The following is a 26,294-nucleotide window of genomic DNA, read 5'->3' on the forward strand; positions in this document are numbered from 1 at the left end:
TTAAAATCCTCCTATAAGTTATATTTGAGCTTGTTCAAACTTTATGTTTTCAAAATTATTAAGCCATTCGATTCGTATATTTCCATACAATTCACTTGGAAACCTACTTGGAACAACAAGGTGACGATTTGTCGTGACCATTACAACCGTTTCAAGTTGTTTTTGTTCACAAGTCACTCGAACTTGGTAAGAACCTGGTGCAGGAAGCATACATTGGAACTGTTGCTTAAGCTCGCTTCCATTCCAATATGCATCAATCGTATAATGTTGACCTAATAAATTCTGTATATCTGCAACTGCTCCTTCACTTAAACGTTTGCGAATGGATGTAGAGCTAATTTTCTCACCGCAAAACTCCACCTTTTCAACTTCAGTTAGTTGTATAGGTACATTTGTATATTGTGCTATATTTGCCAATGTTCCTTGACCCTTATATCCAAAAGTAAAATCAAATCCTGCTACTATATGTTTCACTTTTAAACCATGTATATAGTTTAAGATAAAGTCTTCAGGTGAAAGCTTAGCAAAGGATTTTGTGAATTGTACTAAATACAATCGATTGACCCCCATCTTTGCTAACTTTTCGCACTTAGCTTCTAGTGTCATTAACTGCTGTACTTGTTTTTTACCATTTGATAATACAACTTTTGGATGTGGACTAAAGCTCATAACTGAAACCGGAATTTGTTCTATTTTCGCTTGATCGATTGCTGTTTGAATAACTTTACGATGCCCAATATGGAGACCATCAAAATATCCGAGGGCCAATACTTGTCTTGAAGATTGATGTTGAAATTGTTCAATATTATCTTCATTCAGAAATACGATCTCCACTTTGAGCACCTCCAGTTTTGTTATGCTTCTACAGTTTGAGCAATTTGACTATAGCGACCATTATAGAATAACAATGGGTTTCCTTCATTAAGGTTGATCTCTGTTACTCGACCAATAAATAATGTGTGATCTCCTTCAACATGTTCTGCTGCTAGTTCACATGTAATTTGAGCTAAAGCGTCTTTAATTACTGGTTGATTGTCCAGCTTTTCGAACTCAACTTCATATTGTTCATCCTTTAATTGTCCTGCAAAACGCATTGATACTTTTTCTTGTTGATCTGATAATATATTGACTGAAAATGTTTTACTCTCTTGAATCTTAGGAAGCATACGTGCATTTTCTTTTATTGAAATTACGATTAATTTTGGATCGAGTGATACAGACATAAATGCATTTGCTGTCATACCATGTACTTCACCATCATGTTCAGTTGTTATAACAGTTACACCTGTAGCAAACTTGCCCATTGCTGTTCTAAATTGACGATCATCCATTTGAAATTCCTCCTTTTAAAAAAATTTAACTACCCACGTACTTTGCTTTCAAATCCAAATAAATCTTGACCATATGCTGCAACTGAATCTTCATATAAAGACGTTTTGTGTGTTGCAACTGATAAAATATCACGGATAAATAATTCAATTGTGCCGCCTTTATAAAGAGCACCGCCACCGAGAGTAAGCAATGCACGTACTGCAATTTCAGTACAAGTTTTAATAATACGTGTACGAATAGCAAAGAATTCGGAACGCATTGGGTTTTCGCCATGGCGGCAACTTTCTAACATATTTAAGTATTTATCCATAAGTGCTTCTGCAGCTAAATAATCTGTTGTCATCTCTGCAATAACACGTTGGCTTCGTGGTGACTCACTTTCACGAATACCATCCATTAAACGAACACGTTGTTCTGTAAGCTTTTTAAATTCATGTAAAATACGTTCTGCACCACCAAGTGCAATACTTGGGAATCCTAGATAAAATGTTGGGAAGAATGGTACATTATAGAAAGGATAGTCCTTATCATACTCTTCCTCTGGTGGTAGACCTGTTTCATCTACAAGATCTAATCGAAGTATTTTATTTGTTGGTACGAAAACTTTTTCAACGCGGACTTGATTACTACCAGATCCTCTTAAGCCAAATGTATCCCAGTTTTTCACAATTTCAACTTGCGAACGGTGGAAAACAGGCATTATAATTTGAGGCTTTTCTTTGTCATCAACTTCCGCAAGTACACCTAGTGAAATCCATTCACTATAAAGCACACCACTTGCAAAGTTCCAAGTACCACTGATGATATATCCACCATCAACTTTTTCAGCTTTCCCAACAGCTGCAAATACGTCACAGATTAATCCTTGAGACTCTACAATTTCATCTCTAACTTCCTTTGTCAAAAATGCTGGGAATATATTATGTAACGGATATAAATAAGCTAGCCAACCTGCCGAGATATTGTGATAAGATACTTGTCGAACTATATCTGAAAATGTTTTTAAAGTAATTTGTGGACCACCATATTCTTTTGGTAATAGAATTCTTGTAAGTTGTGTTTCTTTCAAAAGATCAACAACATTTTGTGAAATTGTTGCATTAATTTCAGCTTCATGAGCTTCTTTCTCTGCCAATTCACCAACACGTTTTGCTGCTTCCAAAAGTTGTTCTGCAGTTATTGCCTCATTTGATTTGACTGAAGAAATTGCCATTTCACATTCCCCTTTGTATATAAATTTTCTTTCTTGATTATGGGCTATTTGTTATCGCTTACATTTCAATGAAAGAATGAAAGTTAATTTGTTAACTTCTAAATAAATAATATTATTTTCTGAATTTTCAAACCAGAACTACTTTTGTCTATATATAACAATATCTCGAACAATTTTTGCTCTTTTTTGTGTTATATAACATTATTTATTTCTATTAGTAGCAATGATTTTTTGTGAAAATACTGGAGAATTGCTGCTACTTTTAAGCTGGTTATTTTCTTTTTTGATTTATCGTTGAATCAATGAATCTTCAATTTTTAGTTAACTTTTCAATAATTTATAAAAAAACATAACAAAAAAACTACTACAAAAGTGAACAATTATTCACCTAGTAGTAGCTACTATTAAAAATGCAACTCATCTGAAATAATTAATGCTTTAATGATTAAGAGTAACTCATAAGTCTCTTCTGGATTTCGTAAATCTTTTTGCAAGATGTATTCTATTTTTTGTATACGGTGGCGCAGCCCACTCATCGATAAAACAAGATCAGATTTGGTTTGCTCTAGATTTCCGCCATTTGACAAAAATACGTAAAGCGTTTTCAATAATTCTACTGACTTTTGCTGATCCGTATTATAAAGAGACTTCAGTTCTTTTTTAGCAATCGCTTTAATCATTTCTAAATTATTATGATCCATTAACACGCCGATTACTCCGAGTGATTGATAAGATGCTACTTGTTTTTTTAACGTTAGCTTTAGTGCAATGAATGCCTCTTGGTAACATTGCAGGGCCTCGTTTATGTTCTCATGGCAATTACTAACACCTATTTTAATCTGTTTTTGTCCGAATTGTTCAGTTAAATATTGATAAAATCTACTAAGTTCGTCTTCTATCGAATGTTCTATACAATCCTCTGTTATAAATAGTGTTACTTTTCCTTCACGCTGACCTACCAAGACATTCCTTTTTATGCTATTAAAATATAAAAAACTCGCTTCATGAAGAGCCTCTTGTAAGTTATAATCTTCTTCGATTGAGAGTAACATTCCTTGAAATTGTACAACAGCAATAAAGTATGGTTTGGATAAATTGATGTTCGAAAACGCGCCTCGTTTAATCAGTTCTTTTTCTGTAAATCCACCTGTTAAAATTTGCTCGAAAAAATTACCTTTCATTCTGGCAAATGATTCAAAACGTGTCTTTTCGTTTAGTAAAAGGATTGAAACTGTACTTGTTAATCGATCCAAAAATAATTTATCATGATCCTCTATTTCGCGATGTTCAAAGATGAGTGCACACCAACCGATTAGTTCTTTTTCTACAAAAATCGGTGATATTAGCCTTTGATGCTTTGATGCTTTAATCCGTTTTGGCTTTGGGGAAACTACTTTTGATCCCTTTTTGAAGATCACTTGGTCAAATAGATCCCCTTTAATATGTGTACTTAAATCTTCCTCTAACTGTATAAAACGTCGTTCAGATAAACCTGCATATGTAACAGAATCGGTTTTTGTACCCTTTACAATAATAGGTATTCGTAGCTGTTCATTTGCAACTCCAACAATATGCTGTAAATCATGGCCATTTACGATTTCAGCTGTTAATAGTTTTTGGAAATCTAAAATTCTTGTAATTAATTTTTCACGCTCTAGTAGTTGGTCGTATGTAAAACGTAATTCATCAACGATTGGTATTTGTGATAGAAATGTGCTTTCATCTTGCATCTCCATCTGCCATTGTTTTTGGGTTTTTATAACCCAACTGCAATTGGCATCACCTTTTCCAACACATGTCAATTCCTTCGCAATCATTTTCTCTTCAAAAATGGTCGACATATATCCACTTGCATAACCTAATAATGTATGGCAAACACTTTTGTCAGATTTCCCTAACCATTTTAGATGCTCAAGTGCTTCATATGACTCAAACCACACGCCCTGTCCAGTAATCGAAATAATTTTGCCATCTTCATTTAATTTGACATCACAATCATGTTGAACTCCACTTATATGCCCATTTTTTATATGTAATATAGGTCCATATTTAACTAATTCCTCAAGAGTTTGATGACTATTTTTTGCTAAAACACCATCGGCTGCACCCATTTCGAAGCCAAAATGGAATAATACATCCTGAATACGATCTTCCCCTAAGTTTTTTGCCAACTGACGTCGCAAAATGCCAAATGTTGATGACGGCATACTAATTTTGCGCTCATTCTTAATATTTTCTTCTACTTTTTCTAATTCTGAAATAGAAAAACTATTTTTCATATGATTACACCCCTATCATATTTTAAACAGAAAAAAACGCCTATCCCTTATAGTATAAGGAAAATAGACGTTTTTTTCTATCTTTTCTGAATTCAAGTATTTTGTAGTTGTTGTTTTTGCAAATCTGCTGCTACATCTAATATCATATCTTCTTGGCCACCGACAATCTTTAATTCGCCAAGTCTAATTAAAATATCTCTTGCATCTACATTAAATTGTTTCGAAGCTTTTTGCGCATGAAGTAAGAAACTTGAATATACCCCTGCATAACCCAAGACTAAACTATCTCTAGTAATTTCTTGTGGCTTTTGTAAGATTAGTGCGGCAATTTCTTCCGCAACATCCATTAATTTGTATATATCGATCCCTGTTTCGATCCCTTTTTTATCAAGAACTGCCGCTAATACCTCTGTTTGTGTATTGCCTGCACCCGCTCCAAGGCATCGAATACTGCCATCAATGCGAGTTGCTCCGTTTTCTATTGCTACAAGTGAATTGGCCATTGCAAGTGATAAATTATTATGTGCATGGAATCCGACTTCAGCAGTAGTTAAAGCATCTTTTAGTGCTTTAATACGATTTGCCACCTGTTCTGGTAGTAATGCTCCAGCAGAATCTACCACATAAACTGTATCGGCACCGTAGGATTCCATCAACTTTGCTTGTTCTACGATTTTCTTAGCATCAGCCATATGTGACATCATTAAAAAGCCTACTGTTTCTAATCCTAGTTCTTTTGCAATGGATAAATGCTGAGCGGAGACATCAGCTTCTGTAACATGGGTTGCAACTCGAGCAAGTTTCACTCCAAGATTAGCAGCCTCTTTTAAATGTTTACGTGTACCGATTCCTGGAATAGAAAGTACGGCAATTTTTGCTTGCTTCGCCGTTTCAACAGCCGCTTCAATTAGCTTCATCTCATCTGTTAAAGATAAGCCATATTGTAAAGATGAACCACCAAGTCCATCACCATGAGCTACTTCAATGTATGGAACATTTGCTTCATCTAAACCTTTAACGATATTTTTTACTTGTTCTACCGTAAATTGATGCTTGATGGCATGGCTACCATCACGTAATGCAACTTCAGTTAAAATGACTTTACTCATCGAACGTTCCTCCTTTTTTATTGGTTGACTAATTGTTTCGCCCATTCTTCTGCTACATTAACAGCCGCTGCAGTCATAATATCTAAATTCCCTGAGAATTTTGGTAAATAATCACCAGCACCTTCAATTTCAAGGAAAACGGTTACACGATTACCTTCGATAATAGGCTCTTGTTTTAAATGATAGCCAGGAACATATTTTTGAACACTTTTTTCCATTTCATGAATTGATTTAACAATGGCATCTTCATCTACAACATCGCCATCTAATAAGCAGTGAACTGTATCGCGCATCATAATTGGTGGTTCAGCTGGATTTAGGATGATAATTGCTTTACCAACCTCAGCACCCCCTACCGTTTCAAGTGCACGAGATGTAGTTTCAGTGAATTCATCAATGTTTGCACGAGTCCCTGGACCTGCACTGCAACTAGAAATTGTTGCTACGATTTCACCGTATTTAACATGTTGAACACGATTAATAGCATGAATCATTGGAATTGTCGCTTGTCCACCGCAAGTTACCATATTCACATTTTCTGCTTGTAAATGTTCATTTAGATTAACTGCAGGAATAACAGCCGGACCAACTGCAGCAGGTGTTAAATCAAGAACCTTTTTGCCTGCTTCCTTTAAGAGTTTTGCATGTTCGATATGCGCATAAGCGCTCGTTGCATCGAAAATAATATCAGCTAGCTCAGGACGTTCCAAGAATCCGTTGATTCCTGTATAGATCGCTTCATATCCATTTTCCTTTGCAAGACGAAGCCCATCTGAATTTTCATCTATACCAATAACTGTCGTTAGCTCCAGTACATTTGAGCGACGTAATTTCATCATCAGGTCGGTACCGATATTCCCAGACCCAAGAACCGCAACTTTAACTTTAGACATTTGACTCTCCCCTTTTCTAGTCAATAATAATGAAAAGAAGGTAATCCCCATTACTGGTTCATACCTTTTGTTCAACTAGTGTTCTACCTTCTCTTTGATCCATTCTTTGTTTAAAGGAGTTGTTTCATAGAAGCTTTCTGGGCATTCAGAACCCCACCATAAGCGTCCATGATTCGTATATTCTTCTTTTGTCCACTCAATAGGCTCACAATCTAAATCACGGTGATAGTCTTGAGCATAGATTTCCATACGATGTCCATCTGGGTCGCGAATGTATAAGAAGAATGCATTTGTTGCACCATGGCGACCAGGTCCGTAGTTAATGGATTGACGATAGCCAGCGTCAGCAAGCAAATCTGCAGTTCGTATTACACCAGGAACACCTTCTACAATATAAGCTACATGATGAAGTGCTGCTTGAGGTGCTTTTACTAATGCAACATCGTGAGTAGTAGTTGCACGGCGTGTCCATGCAGCAAATTTTTCGTTTGTGTCTTGAACATACTCTGAAATGCTGAAGCCCAATGCTTGCCAGTATTCTAGTGCTTTATCCACATTAGTTACACGTAAATTCATATGGTCAATTTTCAATGGTGGAATGCCTTTAATTGTGTGTAAATTACGCATTGGATGTGGTAATTTTCCGTTTTCTCCACGCATTTCGATTTGTTTCATTGAATGATAAAATACAACTGGATGACCATTTGGCTCAGCTACTTTTAAGCATGCGCCTAAGCCAGGATGAATACCATTTTCTACGTATTCGTTAGGAATGCCTTGTTTGTCATGCCATTCCTTTAATTCAAGTAAATATTCTGGTGTTGATACACGTAAACCAAAGTTCGCTAATGCTGCATATGAATGTTCAGTAAGAATTAGTGAATACTCATCGAATTCCTCGATTGCACGTAAATACAAACTTTTGCCTACTTGTTTTACTTCAATAAAACCCAATGTATCTACATAAAAATGTCTAGATTTCTCTAGATCTGTAACATATAACTCTGAAAATCCTAATCGCAATATCATATTTTCCATCTCCTTAGTGTTGTTTAAACTTTTTAGTTAACAAGCTATTTACGAAGAGTAAAAGTAAACGCTTACTTTTGATTTGGATGTTAACTTTTAGTTGTTACTGTCATACTAAATCATTGGAAAAAACACTGTCAATCTGATTTCAGAATATTTCGTTTTTTAAACAAAAACTGTTTATTGAAAAACAAACAATCGTATAAATTTGTCCTTTTAATCCTTAAAATTCATCTCAAAAATAAGCCAATTTTATTGGAGATTTTGTTATAAGGATTTTTATATTTTCAAAATATAATAAATTTAGTTTTCCTTAAAATATGTATGTAAGTCATAATCAATTTTTGTTTATCCACGGTTTCTTGAATTTTATCCGTGTACACAGCAATTTATATCCCCTTTAAACAGTTTTTGTTAGCTTAAAAAAATTGCTTAAGCTAATAAAAGATTTCAAATAAAAAAAGTGAAAGTAAATGGACGAATTCACCACTTACTTTCACTTTTTTCAAACCAGTTTGTCCTACAATAAAATCACTGTTTCATCATTGCTTATTCGTATTAGTCGCTGTAGTTTGCTGATTTTCATATACAATTTTCCCACCAAGATGGCCGGTTGTTGCTAATGATGCGATTCCAGCAATGCTTAGAATGACGATTAGTGTTGCAAGGAACCAATCTTTTACGAATTTTGGCCTCCACTTGATCATTGAATGTTTAAATACTAATTTAATGACTGCTAAGACACTGAATAGTATCATAGAAATTGTTGCAAAGAATGAATGGGTTTCAATTTGATTATGTATCCCTCTTCCTAAATGATTGTATGCAAAATGTTCTGCTCCGTCACCTGATGCAAGTGCTGCGAAACCTGATAGAACTCCGATCACAATTAAGAAGGTACCCAATTTATTTAACATTTCTTTTTTTACTGCTATATTGATGATTTCAATAACTGCCCCTAGAATTAAGAGCGCAATTGGGAAATGAACAATTGATGGATGTAATGGCATTTTTAATTTTCCCTTTCTTATTTCATTTTTATTAAACGACCTCTATCTGAAATGAACCTGAAATTCGAAATTAGAAAATTACACTAAAATCTCATCAAGAATATAATTTATTTCGGATTTTAAATATTGTTCAAAGGCAGTTAATTTTTCTTCATTTTGTAATTTATCAAGGAGTTCATTTACAAACAGTTTGTTCTCTTGATCTTTAATATCTTTTTTCACTAAAGATTCCAAAAAGTGAGCAAATAGCACGTTTCGGTTTTCTTTTAGTTCCTCAACCAATGCAATTCCTTGACCTCTTTCTGATTGGAAAGGTCTTTTTTCAAAAGGGATTGCTGTAATTTTTACAATTCCCTTTATTTTGTTAGGTTCACCGACAAGTAACATGCCCGCTTTTCCAGTGTGTATTTCAAATTCACCTGTGAATTGATCGCCGTTTTCGGAGATTAATACAACTTGTTCTTTTCTATAATCCAATGTATTTACAAAGTTTATAACAGTTGGATGTACGTTTAATTCAGCTTCTACAGTCGTTTCATCTTCTTTGGATAGCGCATCTTTATATTCGATTAATCGTATATTTCCCTGTTGAATTGGAATTTCTATACCTTTTATCAATACTTTTATTAAATTCATAGTGAATGCTCCTTATTGAACAACTTTGTATTTATAATTGGTGTAGTATCTTATAAATCGTATTTTTTATTTGGACCTTAAACTTTTTACAAATAAGTAGTATCGCTATGATGGCAATAGCTACAATACATCCGATTATAAGATACTTTGTCATCATTGTTTGTAGTAACTCCCAATGTTTTCCTAATATCCTACCCATGTAGACAAATACAGTCACCCATAAAAGTGAACCAATATATGCGTATAATGCAAATGTTCTATAAGGTAGTCTAGTTATTCCCGAAAAGTATCCAGTTACATGGCGAACTCCGGGAATGAAATAAGCAATGATTAATAATTTATCTCCATATTTACTAAACCATTTAGAGGTTTTGACCAATAATTTTGGTTTTAGATGAAAAATCTTCCCATATTTCTCTAAGAATGGCCAACCTAATTTGGAACCAACAATATAGGATATTGTTACCCCCATTGAAGTGCCAATCCAAGCTATGAGAATACTTAGGAAGAGGTTTAACTCACCATTAAATATAAGAAAACCACAATAACTCATTAGAACTTCACCTGGTAGGGGTAAGGCAATTAGTTCGAGCATTAATGCAACGAATAATACGACATAGCCGTAATGATTCAAATAGACAATTAGATCTCCCAAGGTAAGCTCCAAATCCTTCCTTCTATACTCTAGCAACAGTTAATTGGATGGCTGGCTTTGAAGCAACAAATGGAATACGGTTTGTTTTGTTTTCTAACATCCAATTCATTACTTCCATCAATTGATCTGGTGTATCAATTTCTAATCCTTGTTGATAAAGATTTATAGATTGTTCCCAGAGTACCATTTGCGCAGTATGATCTAATATTTTGTTTAATTGACTTTCCAATGTAGATTCTTGATCTAGTTCAAATACAAGTTGATGTTTTTTTAAATAAGTCATATTTATTTCTTCTTGTCCTGGAAGATAAGAATGAACAAAGATAGGAAGTCTTTTTTTCAAAACTTCACTAATGGTTACACCACCTGGTTTCGTTATAATTGCATCCACTTGGTCATAAATATCATTCATTTCTTCTCTTGAAGAGATATATGGTAATGGTTTGATATGTTCTAATTCCCATGAAGAAATTTCATCATATAGTTCACTGTTATTCCCACATAGCACTAAAAAATCATATTGTGTAGATTTTTTCATATCATCTGCTAATTTTAAAATTCCACCTAATCCACTATTTCCGCCTGCAACTAAGATTTGTTGTTTATCTGCATGTCTTTTTCTTTTAGTGGTTTTTATAATTTCTTCATGAACTGGAATTCCTGACACAATAATATTTTCACTAGAGACTTGATATTCATTTATTAAATTTTCTTTTACTTCTTGGCTTGGAACAAGGTGAAGGTCGATTCCTTCTTTTGCCCATACACTATTTATAAAGAAATCAGTATAAACATTAATAATTGGGCCATTAAATATCCCATTTAGTTTTAAAATGCTACATAAATAAGAAGGAAATCCGTGTGTACAAACAATCGCATCGGGTTTTTCTTCAGTGATCAGTTGTTCCATTTTCTTTAGAAAATACCCTCGATATAATTTAGAAAAGCTACTTTTTGTTTGTTTTGAACTATTGAAAAGGTTTTTGTAAACCAAATTATAAGAACTTGGCGCAAAACGAATCCATTTTAAGTAGCTGCTAGATATTATTTTTTCTAATTTTTCATTTGAATAACTCATTAAATCTATTTTTTTTAATATTAATTCTTCGTTTCGAATTTTTAGCATATCCATTATTGCATCTGCAACTTGGTGATGTCCTGATTGCATCTGCATGAGTGGAAAGAATAGAATCTTTTTCAATGTTATGAACTCCTTTTTACTTTAGAAGTCTTTTTATTTTTCCATTTAGTTTTTCGTTAACTTAACAATTAGACAATAACATGAAAATAATAATTTACTTTGCTTTTAATTTATTTTTAATGTAATTTTCAGTTGCTATATAGTTATGACATCTAAATTTAGGGATTTTATTGCAGATAACAGTTCTTGCATTTTTATATTTTCGATATGTTTATTCCCGTTTCCTGTATAGATTAAGCACCTTTAGCTATGTTTCATCTAATGTTCATGTTTTCATCACATCTTTGACTTATCAATTGATCAGCAAGATGTTTACATATAAAAAGACGTTCACTACGTAATTTAGTTACCTGTGAACGTCTTTTAAATTGGAAAATTATCGAATTATTTTTTTGATGTAAATTTCTTGATTAGTACATAGATGATAAATATAGCGAACAATGCAACGCCAACATATGGGACATACTTAGGGTTAATATTAATTGAATTTGCTGTAAAATAGCCTACTAAAACAATCGGGAGTGTCCAGAGCATACTACCTAGTAGCGAAAATAGAAAAAATCGAATAAATGGAACTTTAGATATTCCAGCAAAATAAGGACTTAATTGGCGGATGCCTGGTAGATAAAAACCGAATGTAATGGTTTTATAAGCACCTTTCTTATATCTATTTTCTATATTTCTCCATCTTTCTTGGGTTAGTCCGATGTATTTACCAAACTTATTGATAAATGGTGTACCAATATATCTCCCACAAGTGTAGGCAACAAGCATTCCTATAAAAGCCCCTAATTCTGTATAGATTAGTGCTGGCCCCATCGAAAGTTGATGATGACTTATTAGGATTCCTGTTAAAAACAATAAGGATTCTTCTGGTGCCGGTATTCCAACAATCCCAAAAAATAAACAAACAAACAGAATTATATAACCATATAAACCAATATATTGTGTAATTGCATCTATACTCATAGCACTCTCTATTCTATAAATTCTTTTAATGTGTAAAACTTAATATTTCGTTGTTTACATTCTTCTAGGAAAATCTCTAAATTTCGGATCATAAATTTAGGTGCTTCTTCATCAGCTCCTAATGTATCTCCATTATCATGTAGCAATAAAATAGAACCATCTTTGATAGAATCTCGCAACTCATCTAATAATCCATTTTTGGCTTTTTCAACTTTCCAATCCCCAAATATATTAGCCCACATGATTTTCTTGTACTTTTTACTGATAGCTAATGTAAAAAGATTAAAATGGCCCCAAGGCGGTCTATAGAAGGATACTTTTTCTCCTGTAAGATCAGTGATAATCTTGTCCGTCATTTCTAATTGGTTTTTCACGCGAAATGGTGACATAATCCAACTAGATACATGTTCATAATGATGAATCCCAATCGTATGACCATCTTCTGCCATACGTTTAATAATATCAGAATTATTTTTAATGTGGCTACCTACAACAAAAAAGGTAGCTTTCACATTATATTTTTTTAAAAGGTTCAGCAACTCAGGTGTATATTTTGCATTTGGCCCATCATCAAAAGTTAGAGCCATTCCTTTAGCAGGAATTCTTTTTGAAATACCTATCTCTAAAGTACGTATAATAACTGTAGTTAAAGGGCCATAGCAAACAAATAGTATAAGTAATAAAACAATGAGGATTAATATAAGTTTCACGTTAAAGACAGCTCTTTTCAATTCATTTTTTTAGATTTGATGCTCTATTTTTGGCAAATATAGTTCTACCTCAGTTCCTACTCCCTCTTTGCTTTTTACTTTTATCTCTCCATTGTGCTGCTTTAGAATACTTTTGGCTATAGATAATCCGAGCCCTGTACCGCCTGTTTCTCTACTTCTCGCTTTATCAACTCGATAAAATCGTTCAAAAATATTATTAATTTCGTGTTCAGGTATACCTATACCCTGATCTTTCACTCGAATAACCGTATCATTTTCGCGATTTTCTATATACATTTCAACTTTATCTTGGCTGTATTTGATTGCATTATCCAAGAGTATAATGATGACCTGTTTCATCTTCAACTCATCTGCAACAATCATTATAGGTGACTCATTAAATCCAAGGTCAATTTCTCTTTTATAAGCTCTATTCAGTTGATTCACAATATTCTGGCTCAATGATATTATATTGAGGGTTTTCTTGTCTAGAACATTTTCTGTTTCAGCATTCGCTAAATCAAGAAATTTTTCCGTCATCTGTTGAATTCTCGTTGCTTCCGAATAAATAACATCAATTGCATCTAAAGCTACTTCCTCATTTTGTATACCGCGTCTACGTAAAAAATCTGCATAACTTTTAATAACGGTAAGTGGTGTTTTTAATTCGTGAGATGCATCAGAGATAAATTGTTGTTGTTTTTCTAAATTGGCATCTAAACGATCAATCATTCGATTAAATGTGACAGCCATTTTCTGTAACTCATCTTTTGGCTGATTTTCAACTTCCATACGTTTTGTAATACCACTTTGTTCTATCTCTTCCATTGTATCGATCATTTTCGATACAGGTCGCATAATAATATTGGCAAACCATTTTCCACCTAAAAGCGAGATTAATGCACCCAAAATCGTACAAACAATTAGGATAACCATTAATACATCCTTACCCAATTCTAATCCCACAATTCTTTCGCCAATCTCTAACGTTTCCGTTACTTGTCCGTTAGTAGATATTGGAATTCTAACAACAAGAATTTGTTCTTCTCCTGTTGCCAATCTTACAAGATAACGCTTAGATGTTGTATCGAAAACAAATTTACTTTTTACTTTATTGGCTAACTGTTTATTATTTGTAACTTCATTGATGGTTTTTGATTTGTTATTTACAATTCGTATAAAGGACCCATTTGTTAAGTATTTTGATAGTGTTTCTTTAATCACCGCATTTGAATCCCCATGGTTAATATCTTCCAGAATATCACTTGCCTTTTGCAAAACCACTTTTTCTTGAACATTGACAGTGACATTCATAAAGGAGTAAAAAACAGCTATATTAACAACAACCAGAACACAAGTAATCCAAGCTGTTGTGATTAAATTTACTTTCGTTGTAATCTTCATCATGATTTAACTCTCCTTTACTATATACCCCACTCCCCTAACGGTTTGGATGATTGTTGTCTCAAAACCATCATCGACTTTTTTTCGTAGATGCCAAATGTACACATCAATAACATTGGTATCCCCTTCATAATCATAATCCCATACTTCTTTTATTATATTTTCTCTAGTAACGATTTTATTTTTATGAGAAATCAAATAAACTAATAAATCAAATTCCTTTGGGGTTAAAGTGATTTTTTGATTTGCTCTTGTTACTTCTCTTGTTTCTGTATTTACTTTTAAATCACGGAAAGATAAAACTTTTTCTTCCGGATTGATTGCATCGGATAAAATTTCATTTTGTCTAAAACTTGCACGTACTCTCGCAAGTAATTCTTCCATTTCAAAAGGTTTTGTAATATAATCATTTGCTCCAAGATCTAATCCTGTTACTTTATCCATTGTCATATTACGTGCTGTTAAAAGGATAATTGGCACAAGCTTATTTTCTTTACGTACTCTTCGTAATACTTCCATGCCATCCATTTCTGGTAGCATAATATCTAAAAGAATTAAATCTATTTTGCCCTCTAACGCTACATCCAATCCAAATTTACCATTATGAGCAACGACTACTTCATACCCTTCATATTCAAGTTCTAATTTCAATATTTTAGCGATTTGTACTTCGTCTTCTACGACTAGAATTCGTTTTACCATATTGAACACTCCTTTTTGTTACCCATGTAAATAAACCCAGTTGCAATCATTTTGCTCAACTAGTGATTTTCTTAATATAATTTGTAGAATTCCAATATTTCAATTAAAGTGGTTTTTCGAAAAATATTCCAGTTTTAATTTACCATGATTATTCAAATTATTTCTTTTTTTAATTAAACTTTAAGACAACATTATGGACCTTTCTAGAGATTAAAATGCTATCTGGAAGGTAAGTGTATTTTTCCTAATTGGATTTAAGGTCTAATTACAAAAAAAATAGCGAAAGCTTTTTAATCAGCTTTCACTATTTCTTAAAGATTAATCTTCATCAAAGATATTTTTTAAAAAGTATACGAGTTTTAGTAGTTCTGTAAATAGGTTAATGAAGTCTAAATATAAATTCAATGCAACAAGCGGCACTTCTTCATCGCTAATGTAGTTACGTGCAATTTGATTTATATCATACAACGTATAGCCGACGAATAAGAGTACACCAATTGCACTAGCAATCACCATAACGATATTACTAAAGCTAACAAATATAGCGATGATTGAGAATATAACTACACCAATTAATACGATGAATAAAAATTTACCAAAGTTTGCAAAATTACGTTTTGTATTGTATCCAATCAGTCCGGCAACAATAAATATAGCTGCCGTTGTACCAAATATGACAAGGACAAGATTTCCGCCAAGAGCTCCTATATAAAAGTTTAATAAACTATATAGTGTTATACCTGTTAAAAAAGCAAATACGATTGATATCAATTTGCTTGCTTTTCGTGCTGCACGGCTGAACATAACAATGATCAGTAAGACAACTGTTGCAATACTAATAGGCAAAACAAGGGATGGTGGAACAAATACTCCCGCAAATAGCCCAACTGCCGTGATCGCCCATAAAAGGGTAAAAAACCGAAGAACTTTTGGAAATTGTGATTCCATTTAATATATAACCTCTTCTCAATTAATTCTTTTTAAATTATATACGATTTAAGTCACAGAAAGTTTCAAAAAGATTTAGTGGAAATGTTTTCTTTTTTGAAACTAACTTTTTACTTTATTCGTAAATACATTAACCAACATTTTAAGGAGGTCTTGCAGATGTTTTTTTTACCAACAATGATCGCGTTACTATATGAACTATTTCTTGCAATACCAATTCTCGGCGGTACTGTTGTGATTGGCTCTGGTTATACGGCATTAACCGTTGCGCTTGTCATTCATATTATTGTTCTGGTATTGCGATTTATTACAGGTCATTCAAAAATTGTACCAATTTTTGCAATCGTACTGACTCTACTAACATGGGTTCCTTTCCTTGGTTGGGCAATCCATTCAGTACTTGTACTTGCGTATTTGATAGATTTAATTGTCGGAATGATAAAGGGTTCGAATAGATAATATAATCTAAAAACGCCACTTCTATTAGAAAGATTAGAAGAGGCGTTTTGTGCTTTTACCATTCATTAAACAAATTAACAGCATCACTTAATGCACTAATTTCTTTCTTGGATAGATATTTTGTGACCGTTTTTTGGGAAGTAGTAAATTGCACTTTTGCTTTATATTTTGTTGATACATTTTCTTTAAAATATTTTATTTGTGAAGCGTTGAGCCATATTGCTCCATTTGTTAATTGAAGCGTAAGTTTTTTACCTTTTGATACAATTGTCACCTTTTTAACTGTTAAATTTCCTGTATAAGCTTCCATCCCCATACCTTTATAATCTCCATTCATAGCGGGAATTAATATGATGGTATCTTTATAAAGTTGTTTTCTTTTAGAATCACCTAGATTTTTGTGAATACAGTATTCCATTTTCTTATCTTTGTAGCATCTAAAATTACTCTTCAAAGGTTTTTTTACTGTAATGATTCTTTTCATTACAGTTTTATTTCCAGAGGAATCAGAAACTGTATAAGTTATTGTGTATTTACCTGTTTTTTTAATATTTACAGTTCCTTTTACTATGACTTTTTTTGTAATATTTCCATCATAATTGTCAACTGCATTAATTCCTGTTTTGGCACTAAATTTACTATTCAGATTGATTGTTTTATTGGAGACACCAGTTAATTTTGGTTTTGTTTTATCGACTATTTTAATGGAAAAAGATTTGGTATCTCCTTCATATACAGCAGTAAGTTTTATGGTTCCCAACTTTTTTGTTGTTAATTGATTACCATTAATTGTTGCATACGATTCATCTGTAATGGCCCAGTTTACGTTTGAAATAATTGTTTCCTTTTTGCCATCAGTATAATTTTTGATAAGCGATAAGTTTACTTTCTTTTTCACTTCTAATGTTTTTAAATTTGTTGGCAATTCCAATACATAGGATGTTGTTGCTGGCAATTCATTATTAGCAGAATTTGAATTGTTTTCTTCTGCAAATGAATGTGTTGGCAGTACAAATAACAGAGTTAAAAATACGAATAAGAATAGCTTGCTTTTCACATAATCCCTCCAATTTTCTTCGTAATACCATATTTCTCCTTTTATTGAAATATTACCTCTTTTTTATTCTCTTTTACTTAGTTATTTCTATCTATAACTATTTGATTTGACTTTCTATAATAAAATTGGTATTAGCCATGAATCATATTTAGCAATATATTTATGTTGTACCTAACAAAAACCTTGAATTATTTTTCAAAGCGATTTTTTAAAATCTAGTATCAGCTCTGACTTCTATTTCAATGCCTACAACCTTTATTGAAGAAGTCCGGTTGAATAAAAATCACTAATTATTTGCTATTGCTTTTTCCATTGTTAAAGTTACCCCCGTATTCAAAAGAAAAGGCATAAAAGAAAAAAGCAGCTCTACTCTGTAATATTAAAGACAAGTAAATGTACTTAATTGTTCATTACATCATAACTTGTTTATAATGTTGCACATATTATAAAAATGTACATTACTAAATTCAATTTAGTGATGTACATTTTTTTGCTTTCATTTCTATTGCTTAATAAATGGTTGAATAATTTACAATAAACTGGGAAAAGGTTAAAGTTGACGTTCTATTCTGTGAGGTGCAAATAAATGTATTGGTATGAATATTGCCCGAAACATATCGAAAGTAAATATCAGTTACTTGTGTTCAAAGGAAATCAGCCTTTTTTACCTTTAACGGATTACTACCATGATTGTTTAGGGAGAATTGATAAGAGTTCTGCAACATCCTATTTAAAGTGTTTACTTCCCTTTTTTAAGTGGTTAGAGGAAGAGAGCAATTTTCAAGGGAAACAAGTGCAATGGAATGATTCAGTAGAGAAAATACGTGTAGCTGTGGAGGATTATTTGATTCATGAATCGAACTGTAAGATTCGTGATAAAGATTCATTTCGTATTGTGAAATTAACAAATAAAAGTCCTAACACAATTAGCCGTTTCTTATCAGCATTAAAATCATTTTATAAATCTATGATTCGTTTAAAACAATACCTCTATAACAATCCATTAATTGATGGTCAAGCTATCTTGCATCAGTATAAAGAAGAACTAAAGGGAGTTCGAGAAGATAAGCCAAGAATGCCTTCCATTGCTGGAACTGAACAACCTATCGTTCATCGCAGATTAACAGATTCTTATTTTAAAATTATTAATGAAGAATGGCAGCCTCAAATAATTGATGATGATGATTTACCGTATCAAGTATATCAAGCAGGTAAAAAAGTTAATTGGTCACAACGAGATATGGTTATTGCACGAATGCTATTTGAAACTGGAGCAAGGGCAACAGAAATTATTGAACTAACTGTTGGGGATTATAGACAGCGTAAAAGTCATCAAGAAGTAATTACGTTTAACAAAGGGAGCCATGGCAAGAAGATAAAGTTTCTACGCTTTAGCAAAGAAACAGTTAAACTCTTGTTTCACTATATAGAATCTGAACGTAAAAAATTTGATAAAGACCATTTAAATTTTAATTCATTATCAGATGATGCATCTATTTTTCTAACAGAAAAAGGTACTTCTTTTAATTATCCTGCTTGGTATTATCATTGGAGCCGGGCAATGAAAGCTAATGAACTAAGTTTAAATCCACATAAATCAAGACATTGGTTTGTAACGTCACGATTGCGAGTGATTTATAACATATCAGAAAATGAAGCTGAAATTCATCAACGAAAAAATGAATTAATTAATTATATAAAATGGAAAAATCCCAAAACAATAACTGTTTATGAACATCATTTTGATGAAGTTAAACATCGGGAAGCACACGAACAAATGCTTAAGCAAATGGAACTAAGAGAAAAAGAATACAATAAACAACTTAAATCCTCGAAGAAAATAAAACCAAAGTTAAAAGTCATAGAAACAATTGATTCTGAAATATTAGATACAGATTTACAAGAGTTATTAGAAGGGTTGGAATAGGCTTGAATGAAACGATACAACAATTACCATCAACAGAATGGTATAAGGTCTGGCAAGAAAAAATGGATACAGAATTAATGTGTCTACAAAATGGAAGAGGTGAATTTTTAATTGATAAAATTGATGAACGGACTATGAAATATCTCAATAATAATTGTTTAGAGTACGACTGGAGAAATCATATATTATTAGTAGCACTTATTGAAACAGATAGAAATAATGATTTCGTAAGTATCTATAACCCTATACGCGTATTACACTTGAGATTCAAAGATATATTTAATGCCTTTAAACTTTCAACAATGGCTGATTTCAATGCAAATGTTCATATGTATAAATATTTAAAAGGGGAAGTTCTTCATGATTCGACTAACAATATGAAAAACGATTTATTTAGATATTATAGAACATCTTTAAATCATACGAATAAATGGATAAGGAGTAATATTTCTGTTGAAAAACAAATGTATTTTAGACAATATTTACTTCAAAATATATCTTTTGATTCAAGAGATTTTTCATTCCGTAAATTAGCAAGCGAAGAGGCTCAAACTACTCGTAAAGATGAAACTGATGCCATTGTTCCTCATCTTCCTACGATACGTGCAGAAGCTAACTTTAGATGGAATCAAATGAAAAGGTTACGGGATGCCTTTCATCAACAAATTCAAAAAGTTGAAAATGAAGTATTATCCCTTCCGATAGAATTTTATTATGACGAACCTGAACGTGTTGGGGAACGATTTCATTTCCGTTTATGGGATAAACCTTCTTTTGTGTTAAATCACCAAATTGAGTTTTCCGATACTATTATTAAACAAGCTACTCAAAGAAAAGTAACTTATTCGGATGAGAATAATACTTATTTCCTTGAATTTATTCATGCAGTATCAATAGAGAATGAATCAACAGCAAATGGTCTTTGGTTTAATGAATTAATTGAGCAAAATGTTATTGGTGCTTGGTCTCAGAATAGACCTATTGAAGAACATGAGAACATCTTAGATTTTTTAAAAATATGGGGATATGAATCTGAAAACCAGCAAAAACCAATACCATTTGCTTCATATCATAAAGGACTTTTAACGCCTTCCATATTTGTGTCTTTACACAAAGACAAAGCTAAAGGTTTATTAATAGATATAGAACCATTTTATGTAGCATGTACATTTGGTTTATTAGCTATCGATATTTTAACTACAACTGGGGCAAGAATTAATGAGTTGCTTCAAATCAATAATACAAAAGAATGTATTGAAGTGAAAAAAGTTAACAACAAGCTACATTTTTCATTCAAAGCCATTCCTAAAGGTAGAGATTTATTAGAAGAATATTATGTAAGCAAGCAAACAATGGAACACATTCAGACTTTATCAAGGATGCTAAGAGAACACTATAATGATGATAAAATTCCAAGTGTTCAATATAGAGGAGATAGAAAACACATATTCACACAACCTTTACCTTATTATTTTCAATATGAAGGGAAAGCATTGAAAACAGATGCAATTTACAGTTCTATTCGTTTTCTCCTTCATGGTTTAGTCTTTGAAACACAGAGTGGGAAAGCTGTAACTATTAAGACACACCTTTTACGTCATGCGTTCGCAACAGAAGCTGTTCAACGACAAAAAATGCCGATTGATATTGTTGCAAAAATGTTGCATCAAAAGGATTTGAACGTAACAGGTTATTATTCAGCTCCAACACCTTCACAAATTTCGGAGTCGGTTAGTGAATTGCATGATGTGATTTCAAGTTATGTTGATATTGATGATGCGTATTTAAGAAGTCCACAAGAACTAAAAAAAGAATTAGACGATTATACAGAAAAGGTCGGTGTATTTAATAAAGTATTAGGTGGGACTTGTGTAACAGATTATGTATGTCCAACGAAAATGCAATGTTTAGGTTGTAAAGCAAAAGTGCCTGAACCAGACCAAGAAGATGAACTGTTGGAAGTTATTCAATTATCGAAAGACATGGAGAAGCGTTTTAAAGAGTTAGGATTAGAAGTTGAAGTACGGAAAGCCAAAGAAATGGCAAAACAAGCAAAGATTGAATTGAAAGAAATTGATTTAATCAAGAAATATAGAGAGGAACGTCACTATGAACCAACCATCCAACACAATCCATTCAGATAAGCGACAATGGCTCGATAAAGTGCATCAACAGCGTAAAGAGCGTTCTGTTTCCATAGGGATTGACACAATTGAATATCTCGTCGAACAAGGTATCCCTGTAACCTACCATAATATAAGTCAGCATTCGAAACAGTTCGACACTCAAGGTAAAGGGATTCATCCCAATACAATAAAGAGTAATGATGAATTGTATACTTATTACAAAAAGCATAGCAAAACATATAAAGTAAATAGGGTTCGTAAAAAGCTCAAAACGCCTCCTAAATTTGATGAATCAATTTTAAGAAAGATTTCCTCTAAACGTAATATAGATGTTGTTAAAAAGAAGTACATGAAGCTCTCAAAGGAAGAATTAGTGAACGAGCTGATAGCTATGGAGCAATATATAGCAGAGAATCAAAGGCGTTGGGTTGCTAATCATTTTGAGCAGTTTAAATAGATAATTAATGAGATACAAAATTGCCTTGTTAAAATATTTTTAACAAGGCTACCTTACTTTCTCATTCACCCTTTTGTTGAATAAGAAAAGAGACGCTTCTTCAACAATTGCGCCCGATTGTTGAAGAACCTTATACGTAACGTGCATTTTTTTATTTGTTGGTAATAAAGTGATGTAGTGCCTCATTTACTTTTATCATAGCTTTTAAGGACTGAGTTGTGTTGATTGGTTCAACATCTAATGAATGATTAGCACCGTCTATTTCAATTAAATTTAAATTAGGCTTCACTTGAATTTCTTTAATTTTATTAGTTTCATAATGACCATCATTTGTACCAATTACCATTAAAATATCATTCGAGCTTCGCATTATATTTTTATATAAACCTTCAAGCTTTAGTAAAGGGGTAAGCAATACGAATTTAGTCTTTTTTGAAGTAACATTATTTGCATATTTAAAACTAATTGGTATTGTTCCTAAAGATTTTCCTAAGAAAATAATTTCCTTATATTTCTTTGTAGCAAGGACTTCTTCAACCACAGAATCAACATCTTCGATTATTAAATTACTAAGATAGTCTATTTCTTTTTCAAAAATTGTTGGTTCATAAGAATAATGAACTTGAACAACATCAAAGTTATTCTGAAGCATTTCCATTTTCGAATAGTACATTAGAGGTTTGTCGTATAAATAATTTGAACCTGATAACATAAAACATACCGTGTTAGAATCATTTTCAATATATGTATATCTAATTTTTTTCTGTGTTTCCTTATCGGTAACTTTCATTGAATTCCCCTCCTAATAACATAACTCTTTCGACAAATCTATTTTATATCCTTCTTTATAATGTTCATCAAGTATCGTTTGAGTAACCTTTCATAGAAGAATGTTATTCAACAATATGTCCCGATTGTTGAACATAAGTTATATCTTTAAACACAAATAAAAGCTTAACTAATACAAAAATTAGTTAAGCTTTAAAATAACTTATTATAATGTTACACATTGTATAAAGAATACTGATGCATTAAGTGTATTACTTAAAATCTTGACTTTTAATAAAAAACTTTGAGCTGCTTTTTTGTGTGATTTTCGTATACTAAAAAACCACGTCCCACTCTTTTTAAAAGTGAGCGCGTGGTTTTCGGTTTTTAGGCTTAGATTGTTTCGTAATAGGGTATATACCTATCAATTATTTTGCTACGATGTTAACTAATTTGCCTGGTACTGCGATGACTTTTTTAATGTCTTTGCCTTCAATCATTTCTTTTACATGTTGATCTGCTAGTGCAGCTGCTTCTAGGTCTTCGCGTGACGCATCTTTTGAGACCATTAGTTTTGCACGTACTTTACCATTGACTTGAACAACGACTTCAATTTCGTCATCCACTAGTTTTTCTGGATCAAATGATGGCCATTGTTCATAAGTGATTGTTTCAGTATGGCCAAGTTTTCCCCAAAGTTCTTCAGCGATATGAGGAGCGATTGGTGCTAACATTTTTACGAATCCTTCTGCATATCCTGTTGGCACTACATCTGCTTTGTAACATTCGTTGATGAAGACCATCATTTGAGAAATAGATGTATTAAAGCGAATATGTTCGTTGTTATCCGTTACTTTTTGTACTGTTTGATGATAAACCTTTTCTAAAGTTGTATCATTTGAAGCTTGGATTTTGTCAGAAAGCGTATCAGTTTCTTCATTAATAAATAGACGCCAGATACGGTCTAAGAAACGGCGTGCTCCATCTAAGCCATTTGTTGACCATGGAATTGAAGCTTCTAATGGCCCCATGAACATTTCGTATAGACGAAGTGTATCTGCACCATGACTTGCAACGATATCATCTGGATTTACGACGTTGCCTTTAGATTTAGACATTTTTTCGTTACCTTCACCTAGGATCATGCCTTGGTTAAACAGTTTTTGGAATGGTTCTTTCGTTGGTACTACACCCAAATCGTAAAGTACTTTATGCCAGAAACGTGCATATAGCAAGTGAAGTACTGCATGCTCTTGACCACCGATATAAATATCTACTGGAAGCCAACGTTTTAATAATTCTGGATCTGCAATAGCTTCTTTGTTGTGAGGATCAATATAACGTAAGAAGTACCAGCTTGAACCAGCCCATTGTGGCATTGTATTTGTTTCGCGACGACCTTTTTTACCTGTTTCAGGATCTACTACATTTACCCACTCTTCAATATTTGCAAGTGGTGATTCACCAGTTCCACTTGGACGAATGTCACTTGTTTTAGGTAAAACTAATGGCAATTCTTCTTCAGGAACTGTAGTGATTGATCCATCTTCCCAGTGAATTACTGGAATTGGTTCCCCCCAATAACGTTGACGAGAGAACAACCAGTCACGTAATCGGTAAGATACTTTCTTTTCACCAACTTTATTTTCTTCAAGCCATGCGATCGCTTTTTTAATACCTTCTGCTTTATCAAGACCATTTAAGAAATCAGAGTTGATATGTGGACCATCTTCAGTGAAAGCTTCTTTAGATACATCTCCACCTTCTAGTACTGGGATGATTGGTAAATTAAATTGTTTTGCAAATTCAAAGTCACGTTCATCATGAGCAGGTACAGCCATAATCGCACCAGTACCATAGCTTGCTAGTACATAGTCTGCAATCCAAATAGGAATTTCTCTACCATTAATAGGGTTCACAGCATAAGCACCTGTGAAGACACCTGTTTTTTCTTTCGCTAGATCTGTACGTTCTAGGTCTGATTTTACTTTTACTTGATCTAGGTACTCTTCGACAGCTTGGCGTTGTCCTTCAGTAGTAATTTCTTTTACTAAATCATGCTCTGGCGCAAGTACTGTATAGGTAGCACCAAACAAAGTATCTGGACGAGTTGTGAATACGCGGAAGTGTTTATCTGTATCTTTGATAGTAAAATCAACTTCTGCTCCTTCTGAACGGCCAATCCAGTGACGTTGCATATCTTTAATATTTTCTGGCCAATCTACTTCATCTAAGTCATCTAGTAAACGATCAGCATAGGCAGTAATTTTAAGCATCCATTGTTTCATTGGGCGGCGTTCAACTGGGTGACCCCCACGTTCTGATTTACCATCAATTACTTCTTCGTTTGCTAGAACTGTTCCTAATGCCGGGCACCAGTTAACAGCTACTTCATCGATATAAGCTAAGCCCTTTTTATAAAGTTGGATGAAGATCCATTGAGTCCATTTGTAGTATTCAGGATCTGTTGTATTAATTTCACGATCCCAATCATAGCTAAATCCTAGTTCTTGGATTTGACGTTTAAATGTACCGATGTTTTTTAGAGTGAATTCTGCTGGATCATTCCCAGTGTCTAGTGCGTATTGTTCTGCAGGAAGACCAAAAGCATCCCAGCCCATCGGATGCAATACATTGTATCCTTGCATACGTTTGAAACGAGATAAAATATCCGTTGCAGTATAGCCTTCAGGGTGACCTACGTGAAGACCAGCACCTGATGGATATGGGAACATATCCAATGCATAAAATTTAGGCTTTGTTGTGTCATTTTCTGTTTTAAATGTTTTGTGATTAGCCCAATAAGCTTGCCACTTTTTTTCGATTTCTTGATGATTGAAATTCAAAAGATTCCCCTCCTTAAAGTGTTCAATGATACCCATTTTGTTTGCTGCCAATATGAGAGGTTCTTAGAAAAATAAAAAAATCCCGCCCCTAAAAAAGGGACGAGAGTATAAATTCCCGCGGTACCACCCAAATTAGTGTCAGCACTCAACTTGATTCCTTAACGCGGAAAACGACTTTGGCTATCATATAATTTCACCAATGTGACTCCCGGGCGAGTTCAATTCACTGATTTACCAACTTTCACCAAACGTTAGCTCTCTACAAAATCTAGATAAACCTACTAATCCCATTCACAGTCATATCATATTGTGTCTAATTCTAATCGAAGTTACGTAAATTGACAAGAGATTTAGCATAATTGTGGAATTGTTGCTAAAATAATCAGGAATATCTTTATTTACCAGTCTTCATGTCGTCTTTTAGGAATTGAATGAGTAATTGTTCACGCTCAAAATTCTTTTGCGTAGAAAATTCTTCATCCCAAGAATAATACCCTTTCCCATTCTTGTCTCCATATTTCCCTGCTTCAACTAATCGAGATAATGTGTCTCCTGGCATTTGAA

General features: G+C 33.1%; 24 protein-coding genes and 1 other annotated feature. Of the genes, 4 read left to right on the forward strand and 20 right to left on the reverse strand.

Annotated elements, in window-relative coordinates; all coding sequences use genetic code 11:
• Nucleotides 1-18 precede the first annotated feature (18 nt).
• The 16 genes from ACWV26_RS14760 to ACWV26_RS14835 all read right to left on the reverse strand — a co-directional run bounded on the left by ACWV26_RS14760 (nt 19) and on the right by ACWV26_RS14835 (nt 16,090).
• Nucleotides 19-834 (reverse strand): FAD synthetase family protein, encoded by an 816-nt coding sequence (locus tag ACWV26_RS14760; protein WP_455895486.1) that lies wholly within the window; start codon nt 832-834, stop codon nt 19-21.
• A 20-nt stretch (nt 835-854) separates the two neighbouring features.
• On the reverse strand, nt 855-1,331 hold the full coding sequence (locus tag ACWV26_RS14765) for a flavin reductase family protein (RefSeq protein ID WP_455895487.1): 477 nt from the start codon (nt 1,329-1,331) through the stop codon (nt 855-857).
• Nucleotides 1,332-1,360: 29 nt separating this feature from the next.
• Nucleotides 1,361-2,545 (reverse strand): acyl-CoA dehydrogenase, encoded by a 1,185-nt coding sequence (locus ACWV26_RS14770; RefSeq protein ID WP_455895488.1) that lies wholly within the window; start codon nt 2,543-2,545, stop codon nt 1,361-1,363.
• 404 nt (nt 2,546-2,949) lie between these two features.
• Nucleotides 2,950-4,824, reverse strand: coding sequence for a XylR N-terminal domain-containing protein (locus ACWV26_RS14775; protein ID WP_455895489.1), 1,875 nt, complete (start codon nt 4,822-4,824; stop codon nt 2,950-2,952).
• Between the two features lie 92 nt (nt 4,825-4,916).
• On the reverse strand, nt 4,917-5,933 hold the full coding sequence (dmpG, locus tag ACWV26_RS14780) for a 4-hydroxy-2-oxovalerate aldolase (protein ID WP_455895490.1): 1,017 nt from the start codon (nt 5,931-5,933) through the stop codon (nt 4,917-4,919).
• Between the two features lie 17 nt (nt 5,934-5,950).
• A complete protein-coding gene (locus ACWV26_RS14785) occupies nt 5,951-6,826 on the reverse strand; it encodes an acetaldehyde dehydrogenase (acetylating) (RefSeq protein WP_455895491.1) in 876 nt (291 codons plus the stop codon).
• A gap of 75 nt (nt 6,827-6,901) precedes the next feature.
• A complete protein-coding gene (hpaD, locus tag ACWV26_RS14790) occupies nt 6,902-7,855 on the reverse strand; it encodes a 3,4-dihydroxyphenylacetate 2,3-dioxygenase (protein ID WP_455895492.1) in 954 nt (317 codons plus the stop codon).
• A gap of 542 nt (nt 7,856-8,397) precedes the next feature.
• Nucleotides 8,398-8,865, reverse strand: a complete 468-nt coding sequence (locus tag ACWV26_RS14795) for a DUF2231 domain-containing protein (protein WP_455895493.1) — start codon at nt 8,863-8,865, stop codon at nt 8,398-8,400.
• Nucleotides 8,866-8,943: 78 nt separating this feature from the next.
• The gene (locus ACWV26_RS14800; RefSeq protein WP_455895494.1) at nt 8,944-9,501 is read right to left on the reverse strand and encodes a hypothetical protein; all 558 of its coding nucleotides are present in this window, start codon (nt 9,499-9,501) and stop codon (nt 8,944-8,946) included.
• Nucleotides 9,502-9,532: 31 nt separating this feature from the next.
• Entirely contained in the window at nt 9,533-10,168 is a 636-nt protein-coding gene (locus ACWV26_RS14805; RefSeq protein ID WP_455895495.1) for a DedA family protein, read from the reverse strand.
• Between the two features lie 10 nt (nt 10,169-10,178).
• On the reverse strand, nt 10,179-11,357 hold the full coding sequence (locus tag ACWV26_RS14810; RefSeq protein ID WP_455895496.1) for an MGDG synthase family glycosyltransferase: 1,179 nt from the start codon (nt 11,355-11,357) through the stop codon (nt 10,179-10,181).
• A gap of 384 nt (nt 11,358-11,741) precedes the next feature.
• On the reverse strand, nt 11,742-12,326 hold the full coding sequence (locus ACWV26_RS14815; RefSeq protein WP_455895497.1) for a DedA family protein: 585 nt from the start codon (nt 12,324-12,326) through the stop codon (nt 11,742-11,744).
• A gap of 8 nt (nt 12,327-12,334) precedes the next feature.
• Nucleotides 12,335-13,036 carry a polysaccharide deacetylase family protein gene (locus ACWV26_RS14820; protein WP_455895498.1) on the reverse strand — a complete coding sequence of 234 codons (702 nt, stop codon included), beginning with the start codon at nt 13,034-13,036 and terminating at the stop codon, nt 12,335-12,337.
• A 30-nt stretch (nt 13,037-13,066) separates the two neighbouring features.
• Entirely contained in the window at nt 13,067-14,443 is a 1,377-nt protein-coding gene (locus ACWV26_RS14825; RefSeq protein WP_455895499.1) for a sensor histidine kinase, read from the reverse strand.
• A 3-nt stretch (nt 14,444-14,446) separates the two neighbouring features.
• The gene (locus ACWV26_RS14830; protein ID WP_455895500.1) at nt 14,447-15,142 is read right to left on the reverse strand and encodes a response regulator transcription factor; all 696 of its coding nucleotides are present in this window, start codon (nt 15,140-15,142) and stop codon (nt 14,447-14,449) included.
• A gap of 318 nt (nt 15,143-15,460) precedes the next feature.
• The gene (locus tag ACWV26_RS14835; protein WP_455895501.1) at nt 15,461-16,090 is read right to left on the reverse strand and encodes a Bax inhibitor-1/YccA family protein; all 630 of its coding nucleotides are present in this window, start codon (nt 16,088-16,090) and stop codon (nt 15,461-15,463) included.
• Between the two features lie 159 nt (nt 16,091-16,249).
• Here ACWV26_RS14835 and ACWV26_RS14840 point away from each other — a divergent pair, with 159 nt between their 5' ends.
• Nucleotides 16,250-16,549, forward strand: coding sequence for a hypothetical protein (locus ACWV26_RS14840; protein WP_455895502.1), 300 nt, complete (start codon nt 16,250-16,252; stop codon nt 16,547-16,549).
• Between the two features lie 55 nt (nt 16,550-16,604).
• Here the strand turns inward: ACWV26_RS14840 and ACWV26_RS14845 are convergent, their stop codons facing one another.
• Nucleotides 16,605-17,606, reverse strand: coding sequence for an immunoglobulin-like domain-containing protein (locus ACWV26_RS14845; RefSeq protein ID WP_455895503.1), 1,002 nt, complete (start codon nt 17,604-17,606; stop codon nt 16,605-16,607).
• Between the two features lie 586 nt (nt 17,607-18,192).
• Here ACWV26_RS14845 and ACWV26_RS14850 point away from each other — a divergent pair.
• Genes ACWV26_RS14850 through ACWV26_RS14860 form a run of 3 tightly spaced genes read left to right on the forward strand, consistent with a single transcriptional unit; the run spans nt 18,193 to nt 22,116 of the window.
• Nucleotides 18,193-19,533 carry a tyrosine-type recombinase/integrase gene (locus ACWV26_RS14850; RefSeq protein WP_455895504.1) on the forward strand — a complete coding sequence of 447 codons (1,341 nt, stop codon included), beginning with the start codon at nt 18,193-18,195 and terminating at the stop codon, nt 19,531-19,533.
• A 2-nt stretch (nt 19,534-19,535) separates the two neighbouring features.
• On the forward strand, nt 19,536-21,677 hold the full coding sequence (locus tag ACWV26_RS14855) for a site-specific integrase (protein WP_455895505.1): 2,142 nt from the start codon (nt 19,536-19,538) through the stop codon (nt 21,675-21,677).
• Entirely contained in the window at nt 21,643-22,116 is a 474-nt protein-coding gene (locus ACWV26_RS14860; protein WP_455895506.1) for a hypothetical protein, read from the forward strand. Before ACWV26_RS14855 ends, ACWV26_RS14860 begins: the two co-directional genes overlap by 35 nt.
• A gap of 151 nt (nt 22,117-22,267) precedes the next feature.
• Here ACWV26_RS14860 and ACWV26_RS14865 read toward each other — a convergent pair whose 3' ends face one another.
• The 3 genes from ACWV26_RS14865 to ACWV26_RS14875 all read right to left on the reverse strand — a co-directional run bounded on the left by ACWV26_RS14865 (nt 22,268) and on the right by ACWV26_RS14875 (nt 26,289).
• Nucleotides 22,268-22,906: an alpha/beta family hydrolase gene (locus ACWV26_RS14865; RefSeq protein ID WP_455895507.1), complete on the reverse strand. Its 639-nt coding sequence runs from the start codon at nt 22,904-22,906 to the stop codon at nt 22,268-22,270.
• 406 nt (nt 22,907-23,312) lie between these two features.
• Nucleotides 23,313-25,730, reverse strand: a complete 2,418-nt coding sequence (gene leuS, locus ACWV26_RS14870) for a leucine--tRNA ligase (protein WP_455895508.1) — start codon at nt 25,728-25,730, stop codon at nt 23,313-23,315.
• Nucleotides 25,731-25,822: 92 nt separating this feature from the next.
• Nucleotides 25,823-26,034: a binding site (T-box leader), on the reverse strand.
• A 90-nt stretch (nt 26,035-26,124) separates the two neighbouring features.
• Nucleotides 26,125-26,289 carry a hypothetical protein gene (locus ACWV26_RS14875; protein WP_455895509.1) on the reverse strand — a complete coding sequence of 55 codons (165 nt, stop codon included), beginning with the start codon at nt 26,287-26,289 and terminating at the stop codon, nt 26,125-26,127.
• Between the last annotated feature and the right edge of the window lie 5 nt (nt 26,290-26,294).

This window comes from Rummeliibacillus sp. JY-2-4R, from assembly GCF_053847205.1.

Coding starts and splice junctions, on each gene's coding strand:
- ACWV26_RS14765 (WP_455895487.1), bottom strand. CDS start 1,331: ATGGATGATCGTCAATTTAGAACAGCAATGGGCAAGTTTGCTACAGGT.
- ACWV26_RS14770 (WP_455895488.1), bottom strand. CDS start 2,545: ATGGCAATTTCTTCAGTCAAATCAAATGAGGCAATAACTGCAGAACAA.
- ACWV26_RS14775 (WP_455895489.1), bottom strand. CDS start 4,824: ATGAAAAATAGTTTTTCTATTTCAGAATTAGAAAAAGTAGAAGAAAAT.
- dmpG (WP_455895490.1), bottom strand. CDS start 5,933: ATGAGTAAAGTCATTTTAACTGAAGTTGCATTACGTGATGGTAGCCAT.
- ACWV26_RS14785 (WP_455895491.1), bottom strand. CDS start 6,826: ATGTCTAAAGTTAAAGTTGCGGTTCTTGGGTCTGGGAATATCGGTACC.
- hpaD (WP_455895492.1), bottom strand. CDS start 7,855: ATGATATTGCGATTAGGATTTTCAGAGTTATATGTTACAGATCTAGAG.
- ACWV26_RS14795 (WP_455895493.1), bottom strand. CDS start 8,865: ATGCCATTACATCCATCAATTGTTCATTTCCCAATTGCGCTCTTAATT.
- ACWV26_RS14800 (WP_455895494.1), bottom strand. CDS start 9,501: ATGAATTTAATAAAAGTATTGATAAAAGGTATAGAAATTCCAATTCAA.
- ACWV26_RS14815 (WP_455895497.1), bottom strand. CDS start 12,326: ATGAGTATAGATGCAATTACACAATATATTGGTTTATATGGTTATATA.
- ACWV26_RS14825 (WP_455895499.1), bottom strand. CDS start 14,443: ATGATGAAGATTACAACGAAAGTAAATTTAATCACAACAGCTTGGATT.
- ACWV26_RS14830 (WP_455895500.1), bottom strand. CDS start 15,142: ATGGTAAAACGAATTCTAGTCGTAGAAGACGAAGTACAAATCGCTAAA.
- ACWV26_RS14835 (WP_455895501.1), bottom strand. CDS start 16,090: ATGGAATCACAATTTCCAAAAGTTCTTCGGTTTTTTACCCTTTTATGG.
- ACWV26_RS14840 (WP_455895502.1), top strand. CDS start 16,250: ATGTTTTTTTTACCAACAATGATCGCGTTACTATATGAACTATTTCTT.
- ACWV26_RS14850 (WP_455895504.1), top strand. CDS start 18,193: ATGTATTGGTATGAATATTGCCCGAAACATATCGAAAGTAAATATCAG.
- ACWV26_RS14860 (WP_455895506.1), top strand. CDS start 21,643: ATGAACCAACCATCCAACACAATCCATTCAGATAAGCGACAATGGCTC.
- ACWV26_RS14865 (WP_455895507.1), bottom strand. CDS start 22,906: ATGAAAGTTACCGATAAGGAAACACAGAAAAAAATTAGATATACATAT.
- ACWV26_RS14875 (WP_455895509.1), bottom strand. CDS start 26,289: ATGCCAGGAGACACATTATCTCGATTAGTTGAAGCAGGGAAATATGGA.